Source organism: Azospira sp. (assembly GCF_030247495.1).
In the GTDB taxonomy this organism is placed as follows: domain Bacteria; phylum Pseudomonadota; class Gammaproteobacteria; order Burkholderiales; family Rhodocyclaceae; genus Azospira; species Azospira oryzae.
In genome coordinates this window covers 78021-96577 of the sequence record NZ_JAOTRW010000009.1, presented here as the reverse complement: position 1 = coordinate 96577, position 18557 = coordinate 78021, and the positions used below count along the sequence as shown (strand labels likewise).

Below are 18557 nucleotides of genomic sequence, written 5' to 3'. Positions count from 1 at the left end.
TCAGCGCCGGGCAGTGGCCCGGCTGCGCTGCAGCAGGCTGGCCCCCAGCAACAGGCCGGTGAGCAGCAGGGTCAGCTTGAGGCGCCAGCCGCTCAGATGGCCCTCCGGGAAGCAACGCAGGTAGTAGCTGGCGATCACCAGCATGGCCAGCAGGGCCGCCGCGTCGCCCGTCTGCCGGTAGCGCCGGTAGAGACCGCGGCAACCCAGGGCAACCAGCAGGGTGAGGCCGGCCAGGCCGAGCAGGCCCGTGCCCAGGGTGAAGTCCAGGATGCTCGAATGGCTGCTGATGATGGCAGTCCGCTCGCCCTGGTCGAGGAGGATGACGCGGCCGAAAGCATCGATGCTGTAGCCGATACCCATGGGATGGTTGGCGATGCCCTGCAGGGCCAGGGTGCCGAAGGCGGCCCGCAGGTAGGCCGAGTGGTCTGCCTCCTGGCCCGAGGGCAGGGTGGGCAGGGGGTAGCGCCGGTCGTCGAGCCAGGTACGGTTTTCCTGCACCTTGAGGCCGGCGGCGAAGGAATCCCCCAGCTTCTGCCAGCGTTTGTCCAGGGTCAGGGAGGTGGCGGCCAGCAGGGCGAGGGCAATGCCGACGCCGAGGACGGCCTTGCGCCGGGTGCCGCTGCCCCGCTGCGGATGGGCCAGGACCAGGGCGGCCACCAGCAGCAGGCCGCCGGCGCCGATGTGGATCAGGGTGGTGCGGCCATTGACGCCGACCACACCGAGCAGGGCCAGCACCAGGGCGCCGTGCAGGACACGGTTGGACCAGGGCAGCAGCCCGGGCAGGTCCCATTTGCGCAGCACGGTTTCGGCCAGCAGCAGCAGGGTCAGGGGCGCCACCAGCTGGCTGTGGAAGTCCCGTTCGGCAAACGGCATCAGGCCCAGCCGCGGCGGCTGGCCGGAAAAGACCGGCAGCAGCTGGTAGCCCAGCATCCACAGGACATGGGCCAGCAGGGCCAGCAGGGCCATGCTGATGCCCTGGGCCGCGGCCTGGCGGGGAGCACCGGCCAGCAGCGCGACGCCCATGCCAAGGCCCAGCACCAGGGCGGCTCCCAGCCATTCGCCCAGGATGGCGCCGGCGGAGAAGGCCCGATTTTCGGCAAAGAACAGGGTCTGCAGCAGCAGCAGGGCGATGAAGGCGGTCAGGCCGCCAAGGGCGAAGCGGGGCAGGGCATCCTGCCGCAGCCGGGGCAGCAGCTGCCGCCATTGCCACAGGCACAGGCCGAGACCCAGCAGCAGGACCAGATTGCGCAGGGCGATGGCCTTGTCCATGGGCAGCAGGAACACCGCCAGGAAAATCCAGAGGGAGGCGAAGAGGGGCAGGGTGGGCTGGCGCGGCATCGTCGGCATGGGCGAAGGTTCGTGGCTGGCTGGCGGGAGGGTGGGGCTCAGGGGCGCAGATGTCGTTCCAGGGCGGCCAGCACGGCCTCGTCCTCCAGCTCGGCCACCGAGTGGGGGGCTTCGAGGACGATGGCCCGGTCGCCCAGTGGGCCCCAGCGGTCCGGGTCGGCGGAATTCTGGCGGTCGGCGAAAAGGCCGACCACACCGCCGGGCGCGGCGGAGGCAATGTGCATCAGGCCGCTGTCGGGAAACAGGCTGGCCCGGGACAGGCCGATGAGGCCGATCACCGTCTGCAGGCTGCCGCTGTAGGGGCGGATGTGGGGCTGGGGCGCGGCCAGCAGGGGGGCCACCAGCTCGTCGTCGCCGGGATAGAGGGGGTTGTCCCGCTGGCCCGGCGTCCACACCACCACCGTCGGCGTGCCCCAGCGTTGCAGGGCAGCGTCGGCCCAGCGGCGGACCTGCTCGGCGCTGGGCTGCTTCTGCCGGCGGCGGGCACCCAGGCCGATGATGATGAAGTTGTCCGGTGCGCCCTGCTGCCAGGTGGCGAGCCATTGGCGGGCCGCTTCCAGCTGGGCGGGGGAGAAATTGAGCCGGGGCGGCGGCAGGGGCATGTCGCCGTCCAGGCCCAGGGGGGCGAACAGTTGCAGCATGCGTTCGCTTTCGTGGCGCTTGTCCGAGCTGATGGCCTGCAGTGCGGGATGGTGGCGGAAGCGCTCGCTTTCCACATAGGCCAGCAGCTTGCCCGGCCGGTAGGAGAGGCCGCGGCGGATGGCCCGGGGCGATTCGCCACCGTTGGCGATGACCACGTAGTCGTAGCGTTCGCGCTTGAGGCGCCGGGTCAGGGCCAGGTGGCTGAAGATGGCGCCGAGGCGCAGCCGGCCGTCGTGGCGGACCCGGGGATAGACGATTACTTCGTCCACGTCCGGATTGCCGTCGAGCACCCAGGCGTTGTAGTCGTTGGCCAGGACATGCAGGGTGGCCTGGGGGTGCTTTTGCCGCAACAGTTTGAGGATCGGGGTGGTGAGCAGCATATCCCCGATCTTGTCGCGTTTTATAATCAGAACCTTCATGGTGTCTTTTGCCATATAGCCAACTGTCTTGTCTTCTGCGGCTGCCGGGAAGATGCGGGCCCGCTTAAGGGCAGGAAGTGTCGATGCAACTCATTCAAATCAACCTGCAACAGCACATGGGCGGCGGCGAGCTGTACACCGCCGCCACGGCCCACGCTGCGGCGGAACTGGGCCTTGCGGCCAAACTCGTCTGCCATGCCGACGCGCCTTTCTGGGGTTCCCTGCTCAATCCCAGTATCGAACGGGTGGCGGTGCGCGACGCCGGGGAAATTCCCGCCCTGCTGGGCGACCAGGCGGCCTGGGTGCTGAACCAGGCGCCCTTTCCGGACGAGGTGGCGCGGCAACTGGCACCGCGGCATCTGCTCACCTCCATGGCCCACATGCCCATGTACCAGCGCAGTGCCCGGCCGTTCCTGCCCTACCGCATGGTCTTCCCGGTTTCCGGGTACGTCCGTGCGGGGCTGCAGGCCGCCAATATTCCGGTGTGGCGCGAGGCCCTGTATGGTATCCCAGACCTGCGGCCCCGGTCAGCAGCTTTGCGGCCGGTGGAGCGGGAGTCGGAGTACGACTGGGACCGGCGCAAGTTCCGCGATCGCCTGTTCGGCTTCTTCGAGCCCCTGCAGCTGGCCCTGCGGCCCCGCCAGCCCTATGTGCGCCGTCCCGGGCTGGTGCTGGGGGTGGTCTCCCGGCTGACGCCGATCAAGCAGTTTCCCCAGTTGTTTGCCGCCCTGGCGCCGGTACTGGCCCGGCATCCGGAAGTGCAGCTGGATATTTTCGGCAGCGGCGGCTACGCCTCGGTGCGGGACCTGCGCCGGGCCCTGGCGCCGGTGGCGGCCCAGGTGCGTTTCTGGGGCCAGCAGAGCGACGTGCGCAGCCTCTACGAGAGCATCGACTACCTGGTGGCGGGGCTGCCGGAAAAGGAAGCCCTGGGGCTCAATGTCCTGGAGGCCCAGGCCGCCGGCACCAAGGTCCTGGCCATGGCGGCGCCGCCCTTCAACGAGACCATCGTCGACGGGGTGACCGGCTACCTCTACGCCGACCCCCGGCTGGACCAGGGGCGGGATTTCGAACGGGTCCTGCTGGGCCTGCGGGGCGACGGGCAGGACCGGGTGGATGAGGCCCGGGCACGGGCCCACCTGGACAATTTTTCCTTCGCGGCCTTCACCCGCCGCCTGGGTGGCGTGGCCGAATGGGCCCGCAACGAACTGGAAACGGCATGAAGATACTGGTGATCCGCCGCGACAACATCGGCGACCTGTTGTGCACCACCCCCCTGCTGGCGAGCCTGCGCCAGACCTATCCCCAGGCCTGGATCGGCGTCCTCGCCAATTCCTACAACGCCCCGGCCCTGGCCGGCAATCCGGATGTGGATGCGGTCTTCGCCTATTGCAAGGGCAAGCATCGGGCCGCCGGCGAGTCCCTCCTCGGCGTCTGGTGGCGCACCCTGAAGATGCTGGTGGGCCTGCGCCGTCGGCGCCTGGACCTGATCCTGGTCGCCTCTGCCGGCGGCAGCGGCTTTGCCCGCTGGATCGGGGCCCGGCGCATCATCGCCCAGGAGGAGCGGGGCGGTGGCCACGAGGTGGAGCGAACCCAGCGCCTGCTGCAGTCCCTGGGGCCGGTGCCGGCGCCAGGTCCCATGCGCCTGGTGGCCGATGCCGCCGTGCGGGCACGTCTGCAGGCGGCGCTGCCGGCGGTGCCGGGAGAGGGGCTGCGTCTGGCCCTGCACGTGTCGGCGCGCAAGCCTTCCCAGCGCTGGCCGGAGGACCGCTTCGTCGAACTGGTGCGGCGCCTGCTGGAGCGGGGCGTGGTGCGCCAGGTGTTGCTGTTCTGGGCGCCGGGGGCGGAGGATGATCCCCTGCATCCTGGGGACGATGCCAAGGCCGGCCGCATCATGGCAGCCCTGGCCGGTCTGCCGGTGGCACCGGTGCCGACCCGGCACCTGGAAGAGCTGATCGCCGGCCTCTCCCTGGCCGACGTCATGCTCTGCGCCGACGGCGGCGCCATGCATGTGGCGGCGGCCCAGGGCAAGCCGGTGCTGGCCTTGTTCGGCAAATCGTCGGTGGAGCAGTGGCAGCCCTGGGCGGTGCCCCGCCAGGTGCTGCAGAGCGACAGTCAGGACGTGGCGGACCTGGACGTGGAGACGGTGGAGGCCGCCTTCCTGCGGGTGACCGGGGCTTCCTGAGGGACGGCGCGGGGCCTGCCTGCGCCTAGTGGGCCTCGTCCCAGTTATTGCCGACGCCCACATCCACCACCAGGGGCACGGCCAGTTTGGCCACCTGGCCCATGATGGCCGGCAGCTCGGCCCGGACCCGGGCCAGTTCCCCTTCCGGCACTTCCAGCACCAGTTCGTCGTGCACCTGCAGCACCAGGCTGCTCTGCAGGCCGCTGTCGGCGAGCCAGCGGGCGGTGGCGGTCATGGCCAGTTTGACGATGTCCGCTGCCGTGCCCTGCATGGGCGCATTGATGGCGGCCCGCTCGGCGCCCTGGCGGCGGCCGGCCTGGCTGGCGCGGATGTCCGGCAGCCACAGGCGGCGGCCGAAGACGGTTTCCACATAGCCCTGGCGCTTGGCCAGTTCCCGGGTTTCTTCCATGTAGCGGGCGACGCCGGGGTAGCGGGCGAAATAGCGTTCGATGTAGGTCTGGGCGGCGCTGCGCTCTATTTCCAGGGAGCGGGCCAGGCCGAAGGCGCTCATGCCGTAGATGAGGCCGAAGTTGATGGTCTTGGCGTAACGCCGCTGCTCCGCGGTGACTTCCAGGGGCATGATGCCGAAGATTTCCGCCGCCGTGGCCCGGTGCACGTCCTCGCCCTTGGCGAAGGCGTCGAGCAGGCCATGGTCGCCCGAAAGGTGGGCCATGATGCGCAGCTCGATCTGGGAATAGTCGGCGGAAACGATCTTGCAGCCCGGCGGGGCGATGAAGGCGGCGCGGATGCGGCGGCCTTCGGCGGTGCGCACGGGGATGTTCTGCAGATTGGGGTCGCTTGAGGCCAGGCGGCCGGTGACGGCCACGGCCTGGGAGAAGCTGGTGTGCACCCGGCCGGTATGGGGATTGACCATGCGCGGCAGCTTGTCGGTGTAGGTGCTCTTCAGCTTGGCCAGGCCCCGGTATTCGAGCAGGGCCTTGGGCAGGGGGTAGTCCAGGGCCAGTTCGGAGAGCACCTCCTCGTCGGTGGAGGGGGCGCCGCCCGGGGTCTTCTTCACCACCGGCAGGCCCAGCTGGGTGAACAGGATCTCCGCCAGCTGCTTGGGTGAATTGAGGTTGAAGGGCTGGCCGGCGATCTCCACGGCCTTGGCTTCCAGCTCCACCAGCTTGCGCCCCAGCTCGTTGCTCTGGGCCTGCAGCAGGCCGCTGTCGATGAGCACGCCGTGGCGCTCCATGGCGAACAGCACTTCCCGGGCTGGCATTTCGATGTCGCTGTAGATGCAGTTGAGCTTGGCGTCGGCGGCGATGGCGGGGAACAGGTTTTGATGGACCCGCAGGGTCAGGTCCGAATCCTCCGCCGAATATTCGGCGGCCTGGTCGATGGCCACCTGGTCGAAGCCGATCTGGTTGGCGCCCTTGCCGCACAGGGCGGTGTAGGGAATGGTCTCCAGTCCCAGGTGGCGGCGGGCCAGCTGTTCCAGGTCGTGGCCCTTGTCGCTTTCCAGCACGTAGGACTGCAGCAGGGTGTCGTGCACGATGCCCTTGAGGGCGATGTCGTGGTTGGCGAAGACGTGCTGGTCGTATTTCAGGTTCTGCCCGAGCTTGGCGTGGTTGCTGGCTTCCAGCCAGGGCTTGAGGCGCGCCAGGACTTGCTCCCGGGGCAGCTGGTCGGGGGCACCCGGGTAGTTGTGGGCCACCGGGATGTAGGCGGCCTCCCCCGGCGTCAGGGCGAAGGAAATGCCGACGATGCGGGCCGAGAGCGGGTCCAGGCTGGTGGTTTCCGTATCCAGGGCCACCAGGGGGGCGGCCTGGATCTTGGCCAGCCAGCGCTCGAAGGCCTCCCAGGTGAGGATGGTTTCGTAATGCTGGCGGTGGGCGCCAGCCGGGGCAGCGGGGGCGGTCGTGGCGTCACCGGCGGCTTCGGCATCGCCGGCGGCCGCGCCTTCGCCCTGCAGTTCCCGCAGCCAGGTCTTGAATTCGTAGCGGCTGAAGATTTCTTCCAGGGCGGCTTTGTCCAGGGGGCGGGGCGCCAGGCTGGCCGGCGTTTCCGGCAGCGGCAGGTCGCACACCACGGTCACCAGCTTTTTGCCCAGGGGCAGGAAGTCCAGGGCCTGGCGCAGGTTGTTGCCCACCACGCCGCCGATGGCCTCGGCGTTGGCCATGATGTTGTCCAGGGTGCCGTACTGTTCCAGCCACTTGAGAGCGGTCTTGGGCCCCACCTTGGCGACGCCGGGCACGTTGTCCACCGTGTCGCCGATGAGGGCCAGGTAGTCCACGATGCGGCCCGGCTCGACGCCGAACTTGGCGGTGACGCCGGCCTCGTCCAGCACCTCGTTGCTCATGGTGTTGACCCAGCGCACCCGGGGGCTGACCAGCTGGGTCAGGTCCTTGTCGCCGGTGGAGATGACCACGTCCATGCCGGCGGCTTCGGCCTGGCGGGCCAGGGTGCCGATGACGTCGTCCGCCTCCACGCCGTCCTCCATCAGCAGCGGCCAGCCGGAAGCCTTGATGGCGGCGTGCAGGGGTTCGATCTGGGCCACCAGGTCGGTGGGCATGGGCGGGCGCTGGGCCTTGTATTCCGGGTACCAGTCGTCGCGGAAGGTCTTGCCCTTGGCGTCGAAGACCACGGCCTTGTAGGTGACGCCTTCTGCCTTGTAGTCGCTTTCCAGCCGGCGTAGCATGTTCAACACGCCGTAAATGGCGCCAGTAGGCTCTCCTGCCTTGTTGCGCAGATCCGGCAGGGCGTGGAAGGCGCGGTAAAGGTAGGACGATCCGTCCACCAGCAGCAGCATCGGCATAAGAACAAAATCCAGAAGACAAAAAAATGAGCGAAAGAACCAAACTCCCGCCCCTGGCGGACCCCGACACCATCACCAGCGCCATGTCGGCCCGGGAATCCTGGCGGATTTTCGGCATTATGGCAGAGTTCGTGGAGGCCACCGAACGGCTGGCGGCCATCCGCCCGGCCGTCTCCATCTTCGGCAGCGCCCGCATCAAGCCCGAGTCGCCCTATTACCAGCTGACCGAGGAGATCGCCCGCAAGCTCTCCGATGCCGGTTTCTCGGTCATCTCCGGCGGCGGCCCCGGCATCATGGAAGCGGCCAACAAGGGCGCCTACCACGGCAAGAGCCCCTCCATTGGTCTCAACATCCAGCTGCCCCACGAGCAGATGGCCAATCCCTACCAGGACATCTCCCAGTCCTTCCGCCACTTCTTTGCGCGCAAGTTCATGTTCGTCAAGTTCGCCAGCGCCTACGTGGTCATGCCCGGGGGCTTTGGCACCCTGGACGAGGTGCTGGAGGCCCTGACCCTGATCCAGACCGGCAAGAGCCGCAAGATTCCCCTGATCCTGGTGCACGAGCCCTTCTGGCGCGGCCTTCTGGAATGGTTCAAGGACCGCCTGGTGGGCGAGGGCATGGTATCGCCGGACGACCTGGACCTGATCCAGGTGATCGACGAGCCGGACCAGATCGTCGAGGCCATTTTCAAGCACTACGAGACCCGCGGCTTTGCCCCCCTGCCCGACGAGCGGGAGATGCTGCTCAATTTGTAATAAAATCGGGCATCCGAATCGGGCTATCTTGCAAAGGCCATCCCATGCGTCGTCTTTCCCTCCTTGCCGCTTCCCTCTCCCTGCTGGTCTGCACCGGCGCGGCTTTTGCCCAGGCCGGCCGTACCGACCTGCAGCCCCTGCCGGCGGTGCCGCCGCCGCCGCCCGAGATGGTGCCCTTCGATGCCGCCATGGAACCCCAGGTGACCATCAAGAAGCGGGAGAACGAGACCGTGGAGGAATACCGGGTCAACGGCAAGCTCTACATGCTCAAGGTCACCCCCAGCCACGGCGTTCCCTACTACCTGGTGGACGACCAGGGCGACGGCACCTTCTCCCGCAAGGACCCGGTGGACAGCGGCGTGCGCGTCCCCATGTGGGTGATCGGCACCTTCTGATCCGGCCGTGTCGGTCTTCACTCCCGTCACCCGGGAGCAGCTGAAGGACTGGCTTTCCGGCTGCGACGTCGGCGCCCTGGCGGATTTCGCCGGGATCGCCGCCGGCGTCCAGAACACCAACTATTTCGTCACCACCGGCCGCGGCACCTGGGTCCTCACCCTGTTCGAGACCCTGGGGGCGGCGGAGCTTGATTTCTACCTGGGCCTGATGGCCCACCTGGCCCGCCAGGGCCTGCCCTGTCCGGCACCGGTGGCCGATGGCGCCGGGGCTATCCTGCGCCCCCTGGCCGGCAAGCCGGCGGTGCTGGTGTCCCGCCTGACGGGGCAGGAAGTGGAGGCGCCGGGCCCGGCCCACTGCGCTGCCGTGGGCGATGCCCTGGCCCGGCTGCATCTGGCCGCCGCCACCTACGATGGCGTGCAGGACAACCCCCGGGGCGAGGCGTGGCGCCGTCAGGCCGCCGCCCAGGTGCTGCCCCTGCTCTCCGGCGACGATGGGGCCCTGCTGCAGGATGAACTGGCCTACCAGGCCGGGCCGGCCGAGGCCTTGCCCGAAGGCCTCGTTCATGCTGACCTGTTCCGCGACAATGTGCTGTTCCAGGGGGAACGCCTGTCCGGCCTGCTGGATTTCTATTTCGCCGCCCGGGACCAGCTGCTGTTCGACCTGGCGGTGGCCGCCAACGACTGGTGCCTGGATGGGGCCGGCAACCTGGAACCCGGCCGCACCCGGGCCCTGTTGCAGGCCTACCACCGGCGGCGCCCCCTGCAGGCGGCGGAGGCCCGGGCCTGGCCCCGGCTCCTGCGCCGGGCGGCGCTGCGTTTCTGGCTGTCGCGCCTGCAGGACTTCCATGCGCCCCGGGCCGGCCGCCAGGTGCTGGTGAAGGATCCCCGGCATTTCCGGGACCTCCTGCTGGCCCGTCGCCGCCATCCGGCGGCCCCCTGGCTCGACTGATTTCCGGCCGCCGCCGCGGCGGTGCCAATTGCCAACCCCCCGCCGTGTCGTTAGCATGGCGCCATTCCTGATTTTTCAACGGTTTTTACCATGTCTGCCGACGCCAGCTCCCCGGATTCCACGCCCACCTTTCCCATGGCGCCGCCGCCCTTCGACGGCAGCTGCCGGGTGGTGCCGGCCGGTGCCGCCATCGAATGGCTGCGTTTCGGCTGGGACCTGTTTACCCGCGCCCCCGGCGCCTGGGTGGTGCTGGCCCTGGTCTTCCTGGTGCTGACCCTGGCGGTGGCCATGGTGCCCCTGGCCGGCGCCCTGGCCTCCCACCTGCTGCTGCCCCTGCTGGCCGCCGGCGTGCTGCAGGCGGTGCGGCGCCAGGAGGAGGGCGGCAAGGTGGAACTGAACGACCTCTTCGCCGGCTTCTCCCGGGAAACCACCGGGCTGGTGGTGGTGGGCCTGTGCTACATGCTGGGCTGGTTCGGCATCCTGGCGGTGGGCATGCTCATCGGCGGCGGTTCCCTCGTGGGCGGCGCCGCCACCGGCGGCTTTGGCGTGGCCATCGCCGGCGTCCTGCTGGCGGTGATGATCAGCCTGGCCCTGGCCGTCCCCCTGTTCATGGCCTTCTGGTTCGCCCCGGCCCTGGTCTACTTCAACCACATGCAGCCGGTGCCCGCCCTCAAGGCCAGCTTCAGCGCCTGCCTGAAGAACATCCTGCCCTTCACCGTCCTCGGCCTCATCATGGGTGTGCTCTTCTTCGTCGCCGCCCTGCCCATGGGCCTCGGTTTCCTTGTCCTGCTGCCGGTGTCCTTCGCCGTCCTCTATGCCTCCTACCGGGATATTTTCCCCACCGCTTGATCCATGCAGGCACTGAACCTTCCCGCCGCCCGCGGCTGGCGCTGGCTGGGCGCCGGCTACGCCCTGTTCCGGCGCAATCCGGCCATCCTCAGCCTGCTCCTGCTGACCTACTGGATGCTGCTGGCCCTGGTGGGCAGCCTGCCGTTCATCGGTAGCCTCATCACCTATCTGGCCATGCCGGCCCTGTCCCTGGTGCTGATGAACGCCTGCCGCGTGCTCGACCGGGGCCTGGCCGTCACGCCCCAGTCCCTGAGCACCGGCATCCGCCCCCAGGCCCCGGTGCTGGTGGGTCTGGGCGGGCTCTATCTGTGCGGCACCCTGCTGATCCTGGGCCTGGCCTCCCTGGTGGACGGGGGCGACCTGTTCCGCCTCATGTTCATCGGCGGCGACCACGGCGACCTGCCGGCGGACAATCCTGAATTCCTCCTCGCCACCCAGCTGGCCCTGCTGCTGGTGGTGCCCCTGGTCATGGCCTTCTGGTTCGCCCCCATGCTGGCCGCCTGGCACCGGCAGGGCGCCGGCAAGGCCCTCTTCTTCTCCTTCTTCGCCTGCCTGCGCAACTGGCGGCCGTTCCTCACCTACAGCCTCTCCATCCTGCTGTGGAGCGGCCTGGTGCCGGCCCTGGCCATGGGGCTGCTGGGCATGATCCTGGGCCCCGGCATGGCGGCGGCCATCGTCATGGTGCCCCTGATCCTGATCCTGGCGCCGAGCCTGGTGGCCAGCTTCTACGTCAGCTACCGGGAAGTCTTTGTCGAAGGCGCGCCGGCCTTCGCCACCACGGTGGGCGACGAGGAAGGGCCGGAAGAGGGCGGCGGCGATGGCGACCATGCCTGAGCAGCGCCCCATCGGCGTCTTCGGCGGCACCTTCGACCCCATTCACCACGGCCATCTGCGCCTGGCCCAGGAGGCGCTGGAGAATCTCGACCTGGCCCAGGTGCGCTGGATTCCCGCCGGCCGGCCGCCCCATCGGGCCGAGCCCCGGGCCACGCCCCAGCAGCGGCTGCAGATGGTGCGCCTGGCGGTGCAGGACAATCCGGCCTTCGCCGTGGACGGCGCCGAGGTGGCCAGCGCCGACCCCAGCTATACGGTGCTTACCCTGGAGCGCCTGCGCCGGGAGTGCGGCCCGGCCCAGCCCCTGGTGCTGCTCACCGGCGCCGACGCCTTCGCCGGCCTGCCCACCTGGCACCGCTGGCAGGACATCCTGGCCCTGGCCCACGTGGCGGTGGTGTACCGGCCCGGCTTTTCCATCGATCCGGCGGCCCTGCCGGTGGAGCTGGCCCGGGAATTCCAGGCCCGCCGCTGCAGCCCCCGGGAGCTGCAGGCCGCCCTCGCCGGCGGCATCGCCACCTTCCCCATGACGCCCCTGGCCATCGCCGCCACCCAGATCCGCCAGCTGCTGGCCGCCGGCCGCAGCCCCCGTTATTTGCTGCCTGAAGCGGTGATCGCTTATATTCAGGCGCAGCAACTATATCTTTCAACCCCCAGCAATTAGGCACCTGATGGAACTGCAAAAACTGCAAGCAATCGTCGTGGACGCCCTTGAGGACATCAAGGGCAAGGATATCGAGGTGATCGACACCACCAAGCTCACCTCCCTGTTCGACCGGGTCGTGGTCGCCAGCGGCGACTCCAACCGTCAGGTCAAGTCCCTTGCCCGCAACGTCCAGGAAAAGGTGCGGGAAGCCGGCGGCGAGGTGCTCTCCATTGAAGGCGAGCAGACCGGCGAATGGGTGCTGGTGGACCTGGGCGATATCGTGGTCCATGTCATGCAGCCGGCCGTGCGCAACTACTACAACCTGGAAGAGCTGTGGGGCGCCAAGGCCCCGGTGCGGCGCCAGGCCGGCAGCCAGGGCGGCTCCTCCGCCGCCTGAAGGCAGCCATGAAACTGTGCATCATCGCCGTGGGCCACCGCATGCCGGACTGGGTGGCCGAGGGCTGCGCCGAGTACATCAAGCGCATGCCCCGGGAAATGGCGGTGAGCGTGGTCGAGATCAAGCCCGAGCCCCGGGGCTCGAAAACCCGGGAGCAGCTGCTGAGTGCGGAGAAGGCCCGCATCCGGGCGGCCCTGCCCGGGGGCTGTCGCATCGTCGCCCTGGACGAGCGGGGCGAGGATCTGAGCACCGTCAAACTGGCGGCCCGCCTCGAAGGCTGGATGGGCGAGGGGCGCGACATCGCCCTGCTCATCGGCGGCGCCGACGGCCTCGACCCGGAACTGAAGGCCGAGGCCCAGCAAAATGGCGGCGCCATGCTGCGCCTGTCCAGCCTCACCCTGCCCCACGCCATGGCCCGGCTGATCCTGTGCGAACAGCTCTACCGTGCCGTCAGCGTCATTCGTAACCATCCTTACCACCGGGAAGGCTGACCTTCCCCCACTGCCATGACCATCCCCCTCGGCCCCCGCATCTACCTTGCCTCCCGCAGCCCCCGGCGGCGGGAACTGCTGTCCCTCATGGGCGTGCAGTTCGAAACCCTGCTCTTTCGCAACCCGCCCCGGGCCGACGGCGCCGTGGACGAGACGCCCCTGGCGGGCGAGGACCCGGTGGCCTACGTCAAACGGGTGGCCCGGGCCAAGGCCGAGCACGGCCTCAAGCTGGTGGTGTGGCGGCGCCAGGCGACCCAGCCGATCCTGGCGGCGGACACCACCGTCGAATGCCGGGGCGAGATTCTCGGCAAGCCGACGGACGAGGCCGACGCCCGGCGCATGCTGGAGCTGCTCTCGGGTCAGCGGCACCGGGTGCTGACCGCCGTCTCCCTGGCCTGGAGCGGCCATATCGAAACCGTGCTGTCGGAAAGCATCGTCCAGTTCCGCGAGCTGGAAGAAGCCGAGATCGGCAAGTACATCGCCAGCGGCGAACCCATGGACAAGGCCGGCGCCTACGGCATCCAGGGCAAGGCCGGGATGTTCGTCGAACGCCTGGAAGGCAGCTACACCGGAGTCATGGGCCTGCCCCTGTGCGAGACCGGCGCCCTGCTGAAGATGGCCGGGTATCCCCTGTAAGGTCGCTTCCGGTCGGGGCCGGCGGAGGGGGCGGGTATAATCCCCCCCTCTTTCCTCCCGCCCCGGCTCCCCATGGATCCCCTGCTGCTGCTCAAGGCCCTCATTCTCGGCATCGTCGAGGGCCTCACCGAATTCCTTCCCATCTCCTCCACCGGCCACCTGATCCTGGCGGGGGACCTGCTCGACTTCAACGACGCCCGGGGCAAGCTGTTCGAGATCGTCATCCAGTCCGGCGCCATCCTGGCCGTCTGCTGGGAATACCGGGCCCGCATCGCCCGGGTGCTGCTGGGCCTGCCCCGGGAGCGGGAAGCCCAGCGCTTCGTCATCAACCTGATCATCGCCTTCATCCCCCTGGCCGTCCTCGGCCTGCTCTTCGGCAAGGCCATCAAGGCCCACCTCTTCAACGCCTACGTGGTGGCCACCACCTTCATCGTCGGCGGTCTCTTCATCCTCTGGGCCGAGAGGCGCAAGCACCGCATCCGGGTGGAGACGGTGGAGGAGCTGGACGTGATCGACGCCTTCAAGCTGGGCATCGCCCAGGCCTTCGCCCTCATTCCCGGCACCTCCCGCTCCGGCGCCACCATCATCGGCGGCCTGCTCTTCGGCCTGTCGCGCAAGGCCGCCACCGAGTTCTCCTTCTTCCTCGCCATCCCCACCCTGGGTATCGCCACCCTCTACCAGCTGTACAAGGAGCGGGAGCTGCTCTCCTTCGACGATGTCGGCATGTGGGTGGTGGGCTTCGTCGCCGCCTTCGTCTCCGCCTTCATCGCCGTGCGCGGCCTGCTGCGCTACATCAGCAGCCACGACTTCACCGCCTTCGCCTGGTACCGCATCGTCTTCGGCGGCATCGTCCTGTGGACCGCCTGGAGCGGCACTGTCAGCTGGTCTGCAGGCTAGGCCGGACAATCCTTTCGGGGCGGCGCTGCTGCCCCGGCGAACCTGCCCCATGTCAGCTCCCCACAACTACGCCGCCAGCGGCCCCTGCCGGGTGTGGGAGGAACTGGAGGTGTGGCACGACGAGCGCCGCCAGCGTCCCATTCCCTGCCGCCACTACCTGCCCCAGGGCGTCGCCCGCACGCCCCTGATCCTCTTCTCCCACGGCCTCGGCGGCGACCGGGACAACGGCGAACGCTGGCTGCGCCACTGGGCCTCCCACGGCTACCGGGGCCTGGCCCTGCAGCACGCCGGCAGCGACGCCGCGGTCATGGCCGGCAGTCCCATGGCCCTGCGCCGGGCCCTGACGGCGGCCACCACGCCGGAGCAGTCCCTGGCCCGCCTGGCCGACCTGGGCTTCGTTCTCGACGAAGTCTGGCACCGCCAGGCCACCGATCCGGCCTGGGCCGGGGTGGACCTGGAGCGTGTCGGCCTGGCCGGCCATTCCTATGGCGCGGTGACGACCCAGGCCATGGCCGGGGAACGGCGCGCTTATGGGCCGCCGGTGGCGGAGCCGCGCCTGCGGGCCTTCCTCGGCCTGTCGCCCTCCGCCCGGGGCGAGGAGGCACCCCTCAATGCCCGCTTCGCCGGCATCCGGCGTCCCTTCTTCTGCATCACCGGCACCCGGGACGACGGCATCGGCCTGCACGACATCAGCGCCGCCGACCGCACCGTGCCCTTCCGCCACATGCCCGGCGGCGACAAGTTCCTGCTGGTGCTGGACGGCGCCGCCCACATGCCCCTGGCGGGCAATCCGGGCAGCCGCCACGTCCTGCCGGCCCGGGCCGCGACGGCCATCCAGGGCGCCAGCCTGGCCTTCTGGGAGGCCGCCCTGGGCGGGAGCCAGGCGGCCCGCACCTGGCTCTGCCGGGACTTTCCTTCCACCCTCGTTCCCGGCGACACCTGGGAATGCAAGTAAGCCAGTGAGGCCAGCACCATGAGCGGCATTCTCTATCTCCACGGTTTCCGTTCCTCCCCCGCTTCCTTCAAGGCCCGCGCCGTGGCCGAGGCCATGGCGGCCCGGGGCCTGCAGGAGCGCTTCTTCTGCCCGGCCCTGTCCCACGAGCCGCGCCAGGCCATGGTCCAGGCCGAGGCCATCCTCGCCGCCGAGGGTCCCCTGACCCTGGTGGGCAGCTCCCTCGGCGGCTTCTACGCCACCTGGCTGGCAGAACGCCACGGCCTGCGGGCCGTGCTGGTCAATCCGGCGGTGCTGGCCCATCTTTCCCTGGCGGATTACGTCGGCCCCCAGATCAACCTCTACAGCGGCGAGGAATTCCAGTTCACCCGGGAGCACGTGGCCCAGCTGCAGGCCATGGAAGTGGCCGACCTGCGGCCCGAGCGCTACTGGCTGCTGGTGGAGGAGGGGGACGAGGTGCTGGATTACCGCCAGGCCGTGGCCTGCTACCGGGATGCCCGCCAGACGGTGCTGGCCGGCGGCGACCACAGCTTCACGCGATTTGTCGACTTTGTGCCGCAAATCCTTGAATTCGCCGGGTTATAATCCGCCGATGAATGTTCTATTTGAAGAAGACGGCGCCTTCAAGACGGGCACCGTGCTGGCCGACAACGATGCCACCCTGCAGGTGGAAAGCGCGTCGGGCAAGCGAACCAAGGTCAAGGCTGCCGCCATCCTGCTGCGTTTCCAGAGTCCCGCCCCCGGGGCCCTGCTGGAGGCTGCCGAACCCCTGGCCCACGACATCGAACCCGAATTCCTCTGGGAGTGCTGTGCGGATGGCGAATTTTCTTTTCTGGATATTGCCAAGGACTACGTCGGCAAAGACCCCTCTCCGGTCGAGGCGGCATCGGTCCTGCTTGCCCTACACGCAGCGCCTGTCTATTTCCACCGCAAGGGTAAGGGTCGCTTCCGCAAGGCCCCTCCCGACATTCTCCAGGCTGCTCTGGCCGGTCTTGAAAAGAAGCGTCAGCAAGCGCTGGCCATAGAGCGCATGGTGGCGGAACTGAAGGCCGGTTCCCTGCCGCCCGAGTTCGCCCCCCTGCTCGACCAGCTGCTCTACGCCCCGGACCGCAACAAGCCGGAGACCAAGGCCCTGGAGGCGGCCTGCGAGGAACTGCACACCTCGGCGCCGCACCTGCTGGCCCGATGCGGTGCCATCAAGTCCCACCGCGACTACCATTTCAACCGCTTTCTGCGGGAGTACTTCCCCAAGGGCACCGGCTTCCCCGCCGTGGACGTGCCCACGGCGCCGGCCGACCTGCCCCTGGCCTCGGTGCAAGCCTTTTCCATCGACGATGCGGCCACCACCGAAATCGACGACGCCTTTTCCCTGGAAGCCCTGCCCGGCATCGGCTGGCGCGTCGGCATCCACATCGCCGCCCCCGGCCTCGGTTTCGGGCCGGGCGAGGCCCTCGACCAGATTGCCCGGGACCGCCTGTCCACCGTGTACATGCCCGGCAACAAGATCACCATGCTGCCCGACGCCGTGGTGGAGGCCTACACCCTGGCCGAAGGCAAGCCGCGGCCGGCCGTCTCCCTGTACCTGACGGTGAACGAGGGCCTGGAAATCGTCGGCCACGAATCCCGCCTGGAGCGGGTCCATGTGGCGGCCAACCTGCGCCACCACGAAATCGAGCCCCTCTTCAACGAGGCAACCCTGGCCGCCGGTCTGGGCGACTTCCGCTTCGCCCAGGAACTGAAGCTGCTGTGGCAGCTGGCCTGCGCCTGCGAAGGGCGCCGCGGCAAGCCGTCCGCCACCCAGGGCATCTTCGACTACAACTTCGACGTTTTCCCCGACGCCAGCGATCCGACTGGCGCCGCCGACCGCATCGAGATCAGCGCCCGCAAGCGGGGCAGTCCCCTGGACAAGCTGGTGGCGGAACTGATGATCGTCGCCAACGCCACCTGGGGCGGCCTCCTGGCCGAGAAGAAGGTGGCCTGCATCTACCGCGCCCAGACCGCCGGCAAGGTGCGCATGACCACTTCGCCCCTGCCCCACGAGGGCCTCGGTGTGCCCCAGTACGCCTGGTCCTCCTCGCCCCTGCGGCGCTATGTGGACCTGGTGAACCAGTGGCAGCTGATCACCCTGCTGCAGGACCGGGCGCCCCACTTCGGCGCCAAGAGCGATGCGCTCTTTGCCGCCATGCGCGACTTCGACCTGACCTACGCCGCCTATGCCGAATTCCAGCGCCACATGGAGCGCTACTGGTGCCTGCGCTGGCTGGAACAGAAGGGCGTGACGGAAATCGAAGGGACGGTGCGCAAGGAAAACCTGGTCAAGCTCGATCCCCTGCCCCTGATGCAACGGGTGCCGTCCCTGCCCGAGCTGTCCATGGGCCAGCGGGTCAAGTTGAGCGTGGAGTCCTGGGACACCCTGTCCCTGGAGCTGAACCTGCGCTTCGTCGCCGTCATCGAGAGCGCCGATGCGGTGGCCGATGTGGGTGACGACGAGGAGGCGGGAGCCTGATATGGCGGCGGCCCGGTTGATGCCCGGATTCCTGGCCCGGATGGATGCCTCCAGCCGCAACCTGACCCTGGCCGTCGGCCTCTCCGTGCTGGTGCACGGTCTGCTGCTGTCCCTCCACTTCAAGTTCCCCGATGCCTCCCGGTCCCTGCAGGACAAGGCCCTGGACATCATCCTGGTGAACAGCAAGTCGGCGCGCCGCCCGACCCACGCCCAGGCCCTGGCCCAGGCCAACCTGGACGGCGGCGGCAACGTCGAAGAGAACCGCCGGGCGGCCACGCCCCTGCCGCCCTCGGCGCGGCAGCAGGCCGGCAGCGACCTGGAACAGTCGCGGCAGCGGGTGCGGGACATGGAGGCCCAGCAGCAGCGTCTGCTGGCCGAAGTGAAGAGCAAGACCCGGGCGCCGCGCCAGGATTCCCGGGAGTCCCAGCCCCAGAATGCGCCGACCCTCTCGGGCCGGGACCTGGCCAGCAGCGCCATGGCCATGGCGCGCATGGAGGCCGAGATCAGCAAGAGCGTGGACGAGTACAACCAGCGGCCGCGCAAGAAAAACATCGGCACCCGGGCCGACGAATACCGCTTCGCCCGCTATGTGGAAGACTGGCGCCTGAAGGTGGAGCGGGTGGGTACCCTCAACTATCCCGAGGCCGCCCGGGGCCGGCTCTACGGCACCCTGGTGCTGTCCGTCACCATCAATGCCAACGGTTCCGTGGACAAGGTGGAACTGGAGCGCACCTCCGGCCACAAGGTGCTGGACGAGGCGGCCCTGCGCATCGTGCGCATGGCCGGTCCCTATGCGGCTTTCCCCGAGGATATCCGGCGGGACGTGGATCAGCTGGTGATCACCCGTACCTGGTTCTTCACCAGCGGCGACCGGGTCCAGGCCCAGTAAGGCGGCCCGGCCCGGTGCC

At 68.9% G+C, this 18557-nt stretch carries 19 protein-coding genes; 16 read left to right on the top strand and 3 right to left on the bottom strand.

From position 1 onward, the window contains the following. Both OEL49_RS14110 and OEL49_RS14105 read right to left on the bottom strand, forming a co-directional pair. Entirely contained in the window at positions 1-1347 is a 1347-nt protein-coding gene (locus OEL49_RS14110; RefSeq protein WP_083833906.1) for an O-antigen ligase family protein, read from the bottom strand. Between the two features lie 38 nt (positions 1348-1385). Then, a complete protein-coding gene (locus OEL49_RS14105; RefSeq protein ID WP_014235577.1) occupies positions 1386-2408 on the bottom strand; it encodes a glycosyltransferase family 9 protein in 1023 nt (340 codons plus the stop codon). 83 nt (positions 2409-2491) lie between these two features. On the opposite strand from OEL49_RS14105, the gene OEL49_RS14100 reads away from it, so the two are divergent. Further along, the gene (locus tag OEL49_RS14100; protein ID WP_014235576.1) at positions 2492-3628 is read left to right on the top strand and encodes a glycosyltransferase; all 1137 of its coding nucleotides are present in this window, start codon (positions 2492-2494) and stop codon (positions 3626-3628) included. Continuing rightward, positions 3625-4590: a glycosyltransferase family 9 protein gene (locus OEL49_RS14095; RefSeq protein WP_014235575.1), complete on the top strand. Its 966-nt coding sequence runs from the start codon at positions 3625-3627 to the stop codon at positions 4588-4590. The genes OEL49_RS14100 and OEL49_RS14095 overlap by 4 nt, the downstream gene beginning before the upstream one ends. A gap of 25 nt (positions 4591-4615) precedes the next feature. Here the strand turns inward: OEL49_RS14095 and polA are convergent, their stop codons facing one another. Then, positions 4616-7348: a DNA polymerase I gene (gene polA / locus OEL49_RS14090; protein ID WP_014235574.1), complete on the bottom strand. Its 2733-nt coding sequence runs from the start codon at positions 7346-7348 to the stop codon at positions 4616-4618. A gap of 26 nt (positions 7349-7374) precedes the next feature. On the opposite strand from polA, the gene OEL49_RS14085 reads away from it, so the two are divergent. From OEL49_RS14085 to OEL49_RS14020, 14 genes are all read left to right on the top strand, one after another. Next, on the top strand, positions 7375-8103 hold the full coding sequence (locus OEL49_RS14085; protein WP_014235573.1) for a TIGR00730 family Rossman fold protein: 729 nt from the start codon (positions 7375-7377) through the stop codon (positions 8101-8103). 44 nt (positions 8104-8147) lie between these two features. Further along, complete coding sequence (locus tag OEL49_RS14080; RefSeq protein ID WP_014235572.1) at positions 8148-8498, top strand: DUF2782 domain-containing protein; 351 nt, start codon at positions 8148-8150, stop codon at positions 8496-8498. A gap of 7 nt (positions 8499-8505) precedes the next feature. Continuing rightward, positions 8506-9447 carry a homoserine kinase gene (locus OEL49_RS14075; protein WP_014235571.1) on the top strand — a complete coding sequence of 314 codons (942 nt, stop codon included), beginning with the start codon at positions 8506-8508 and terminating at the stop codon, positions 9445-9447. Positions 9448-9537: 90 nt separating this feature from the next. Further along, the gene (locus OEL49_RS14070) at positions 9538-10296 is read left to right on the top strand and encodes a BPSS1780 family membrane protein (RefSeq protein WP_014235570.1); all 759 of its coding nucleotides are present in this window, start codon (positions 9538-9540) and stop codon (positions 10294-10296) included. A 3-nt stretch (positions 10297-10299) separates the two neighbouring features. Continuing rightward, positions 10300-11130, top strand: a complete 831-nt coding sequence (locus OEL49_RS14065; RefSeq protein ID WP_014235569.1) for a BPSS1780 family membrane protein — start codon at positions 10300-10302, stop codon at positions 11128-11130. Continuing rightward, positions 11114-11788 (top strand): nicotinate-nucleotide adenylyltransferase, encoded by a 675-nt coding sequence (gene nadD / locus OEL49_RS14060; protein ID WP_287875263.1) that lies wholly within the window; start codon positions 11114-11116, stop codon positions 11786-11788. Before OEL49_RS14065 ends, nadD begins: the two co-directional genes overlap by 17 nt. A 7-nt stretch (positions 11789-11795) precedes the next feature. Then, complete coding sequence (gene rsfS / locus OEL49_RS14055) at positions 11796-12167, top strand: ribosome silencing factor (protein ID WP_014235567.1); 372 nt, start codon at positions 11796-11798, stop codon at positions 12165-12167. A gap of 8 nt (positions 12168-12175) precedes the next feature. Next, positions 12176-12658: a 23S rRNA (pseudouridine(1915)-N(3))-methyltransferase RlmH gene (rlmH, locus tag OEL49_RS14050; RefSeq protein WP_014235566.1), complete on the top strand. Its 483-nt coding sequence runs from the start codon at positions 12176-12178 to the stop codon at positions 12656-12658. A gap of 15 nt (positions 12659-12673) precedes the next feature. Then, a complete protein-coding gene (locus tag OEL49_RS14045; protein ID WP_130459863.1) occupies positions 12674-13294 on the top strand; it encodes a Maf family protein in 621 nt (206 codons plus the stop codon). Positions 13295-13366: 72 nt separating this feature from the next. Next, on the top strand, positions 13367-14191 hold the full coding sequence (locus OEL49_RS14040; RefSeq protein WP_014235564.1) for an undecaprenyl-diphosphate phosphatase: 825 nt from the start codon (positions 13367-13369) through the stop codon (positions 14189-14191). A gap of 49 nt (positions 14192-14240) precedes the next feature. Beyond that, entirely contained in the window at positions 14241-15146 is a 906-nt protein-coding gene (locus OEL49_RS14035; RefSeq protein WP_287875259.1) for an alpha/beta hydrolase family protein, read from the top strand. 18 nt (positions 15147-15164) lie between these two features. Next, positions 15165-15728: a YqiA/YcfP family alpha/beta fold hydrolase gene (locus tag OEL49_RS14030; protein ID WP_287875257.1), complete on the top strand. Its 564-nt coding sequence runs from the start codon at positions 15165-15167 to the stop codon at positions 15726-15728. 7 nt (positions 15729-15735) lie between these two features. Continuing rightward, positions 15736-17649 (top strand): ribonuclease catalytic domain-containing protein, encoded by a 1914-nt coding sequence (locus tag OEL49_RS14025; protein WP_014235561.1) that lies wholly within the window; start codon positions 15736-15738, stop codon positions 17647-17649. Between the two features lie 40 nt (positions 17650-17689). After that, entirely contained in the window at positions 17690-18538 is an 849-nt protein-coding gene (locus OEL49_RS14020) for an energy transducer TonB (RefSeq protein ID WP_287875255.1), read from the top strand. Positions 18539-18557 lie beyond the last annotated feature (19 nt).

Coding starts and splice junctions, on each gene's coding strand:
- OEL49_RS14110 (WP_083833906.1), bottom strand. CDS start 1,347: ATGCCGACGATGCCGCGCCAGCCCACCCTGCCCCTCTTCGCCTCCCTC.
- OEL49_RS14105 (WP_014235577.1), bottom strand. CDS start 2,408: ATGAAGGTTCTGATTATAAAACGCGACAAGATCGGGGATATGCTGCTC.
- OEL49_RS14100 (WP_014235576.1), top strand. CDS start 2,492: ATGCAACTCATTCAAATCAACCTGCAACAGCACATGGGCGGCGGCGAG.
- OEL49_RS14095 (WP_014235575.1), top strand. CDS start 3,625: ATGAAGATACTGGTGATCCGCCGCGACAACATCGGCGACCTGTTGTGC.
- polA (WP_014235574.1), bottom strand. CDS start 7,348: ATGCCGATGCTGCTGCTGGTGGACGGATCGTCCTACCTTTACCGCGCC.
- OEL49_RS14085 (WP_014235573.1), top strand. CDS start 7,375: ATGAGCGAAAGAACCAAACTCCCGCCCCTGGCGGACCCCGACACCATC.
- OEL49_RS14080 (WP_014235572.1), top strand. CDS start 8,148: ATGCGTCGTCTTTCCCTCCTTGCCGCTTCCCTCTCCCTGCTGGTCTGC.
- OEL49_RS14070 (WP_014235570.1), top strand. CDS start 9,538: ATGTCTGCCGACGCCAGCTCCCCGGATTCCACGCCCACCTTTCCCATG.
- OEL49_RS14065 (WP_014235569.1), top strand. CDS start 10,300: ATGCAGGCACTGAACCTTCCCGCCGCCCGCGGCTGGCGCTGGCTGGGC.
- nadD (WP_287875263.1), top strand. CDS start 11,114: ATGGCGACCATGCCTGAGCAGCGCCCCATCGGCGTCTTCGGCGGCACC.
- rsfS (WP_014235567.1), top strand. CDS start 11,796: ATGGAACTGCAAAAACTGCAAGCAATCGTCGTGGACGCCCTTGAGGAC.
- rlmH (WP_014235566.1), top strand. CDS start 12,176: ATGAAACTGTGCATCATCGCCGTGGGCCACCGCATGCCGGACTGGGTG.
- OEL49_RS14045 (WP_130459863.1), top strand. CDS start 12,674: ATGACCATCCCCCTCGGCCCCCGCATCTACCTTGCCTCCCGCAGCCCC.
- OEL49_RS14040 (WP_014235564.1), top strand. CDS start 13,367: ATGGATCCCCTGCTGCTGCTCAAGGCCCTCATTCTCGGCATCGTCGAG.
- OEL49_RS14035 (WP_287875259.1), top strand. CDS start 14,241: ATGTCAGCTCCCCACAACTACGCCGCCAGCGGCCCCTGCCGGGTGTGG.
- OEL49_RS14030 (WP_287875257.1), top strand. CDS start 15,165: ATGAGCGGCATTCTCTATCTCCACGGTTTCCGTTCCTCCCCCGCTTCC.
- OEL49_RS14025 (WP_014235561.1), top strand. CDS start 15,736: ATGAATGTTCTATTTGAAGAAGACGGCGCCTTCAAGACGGGCACCGTG.
- OEL49_RS14020 (WP_287875255.1), top strand. CDS start 17,690: ATGGATGCCTCCAGCCGCAACCTGACCCTGGCCGTCGGCCTCTCCGTG.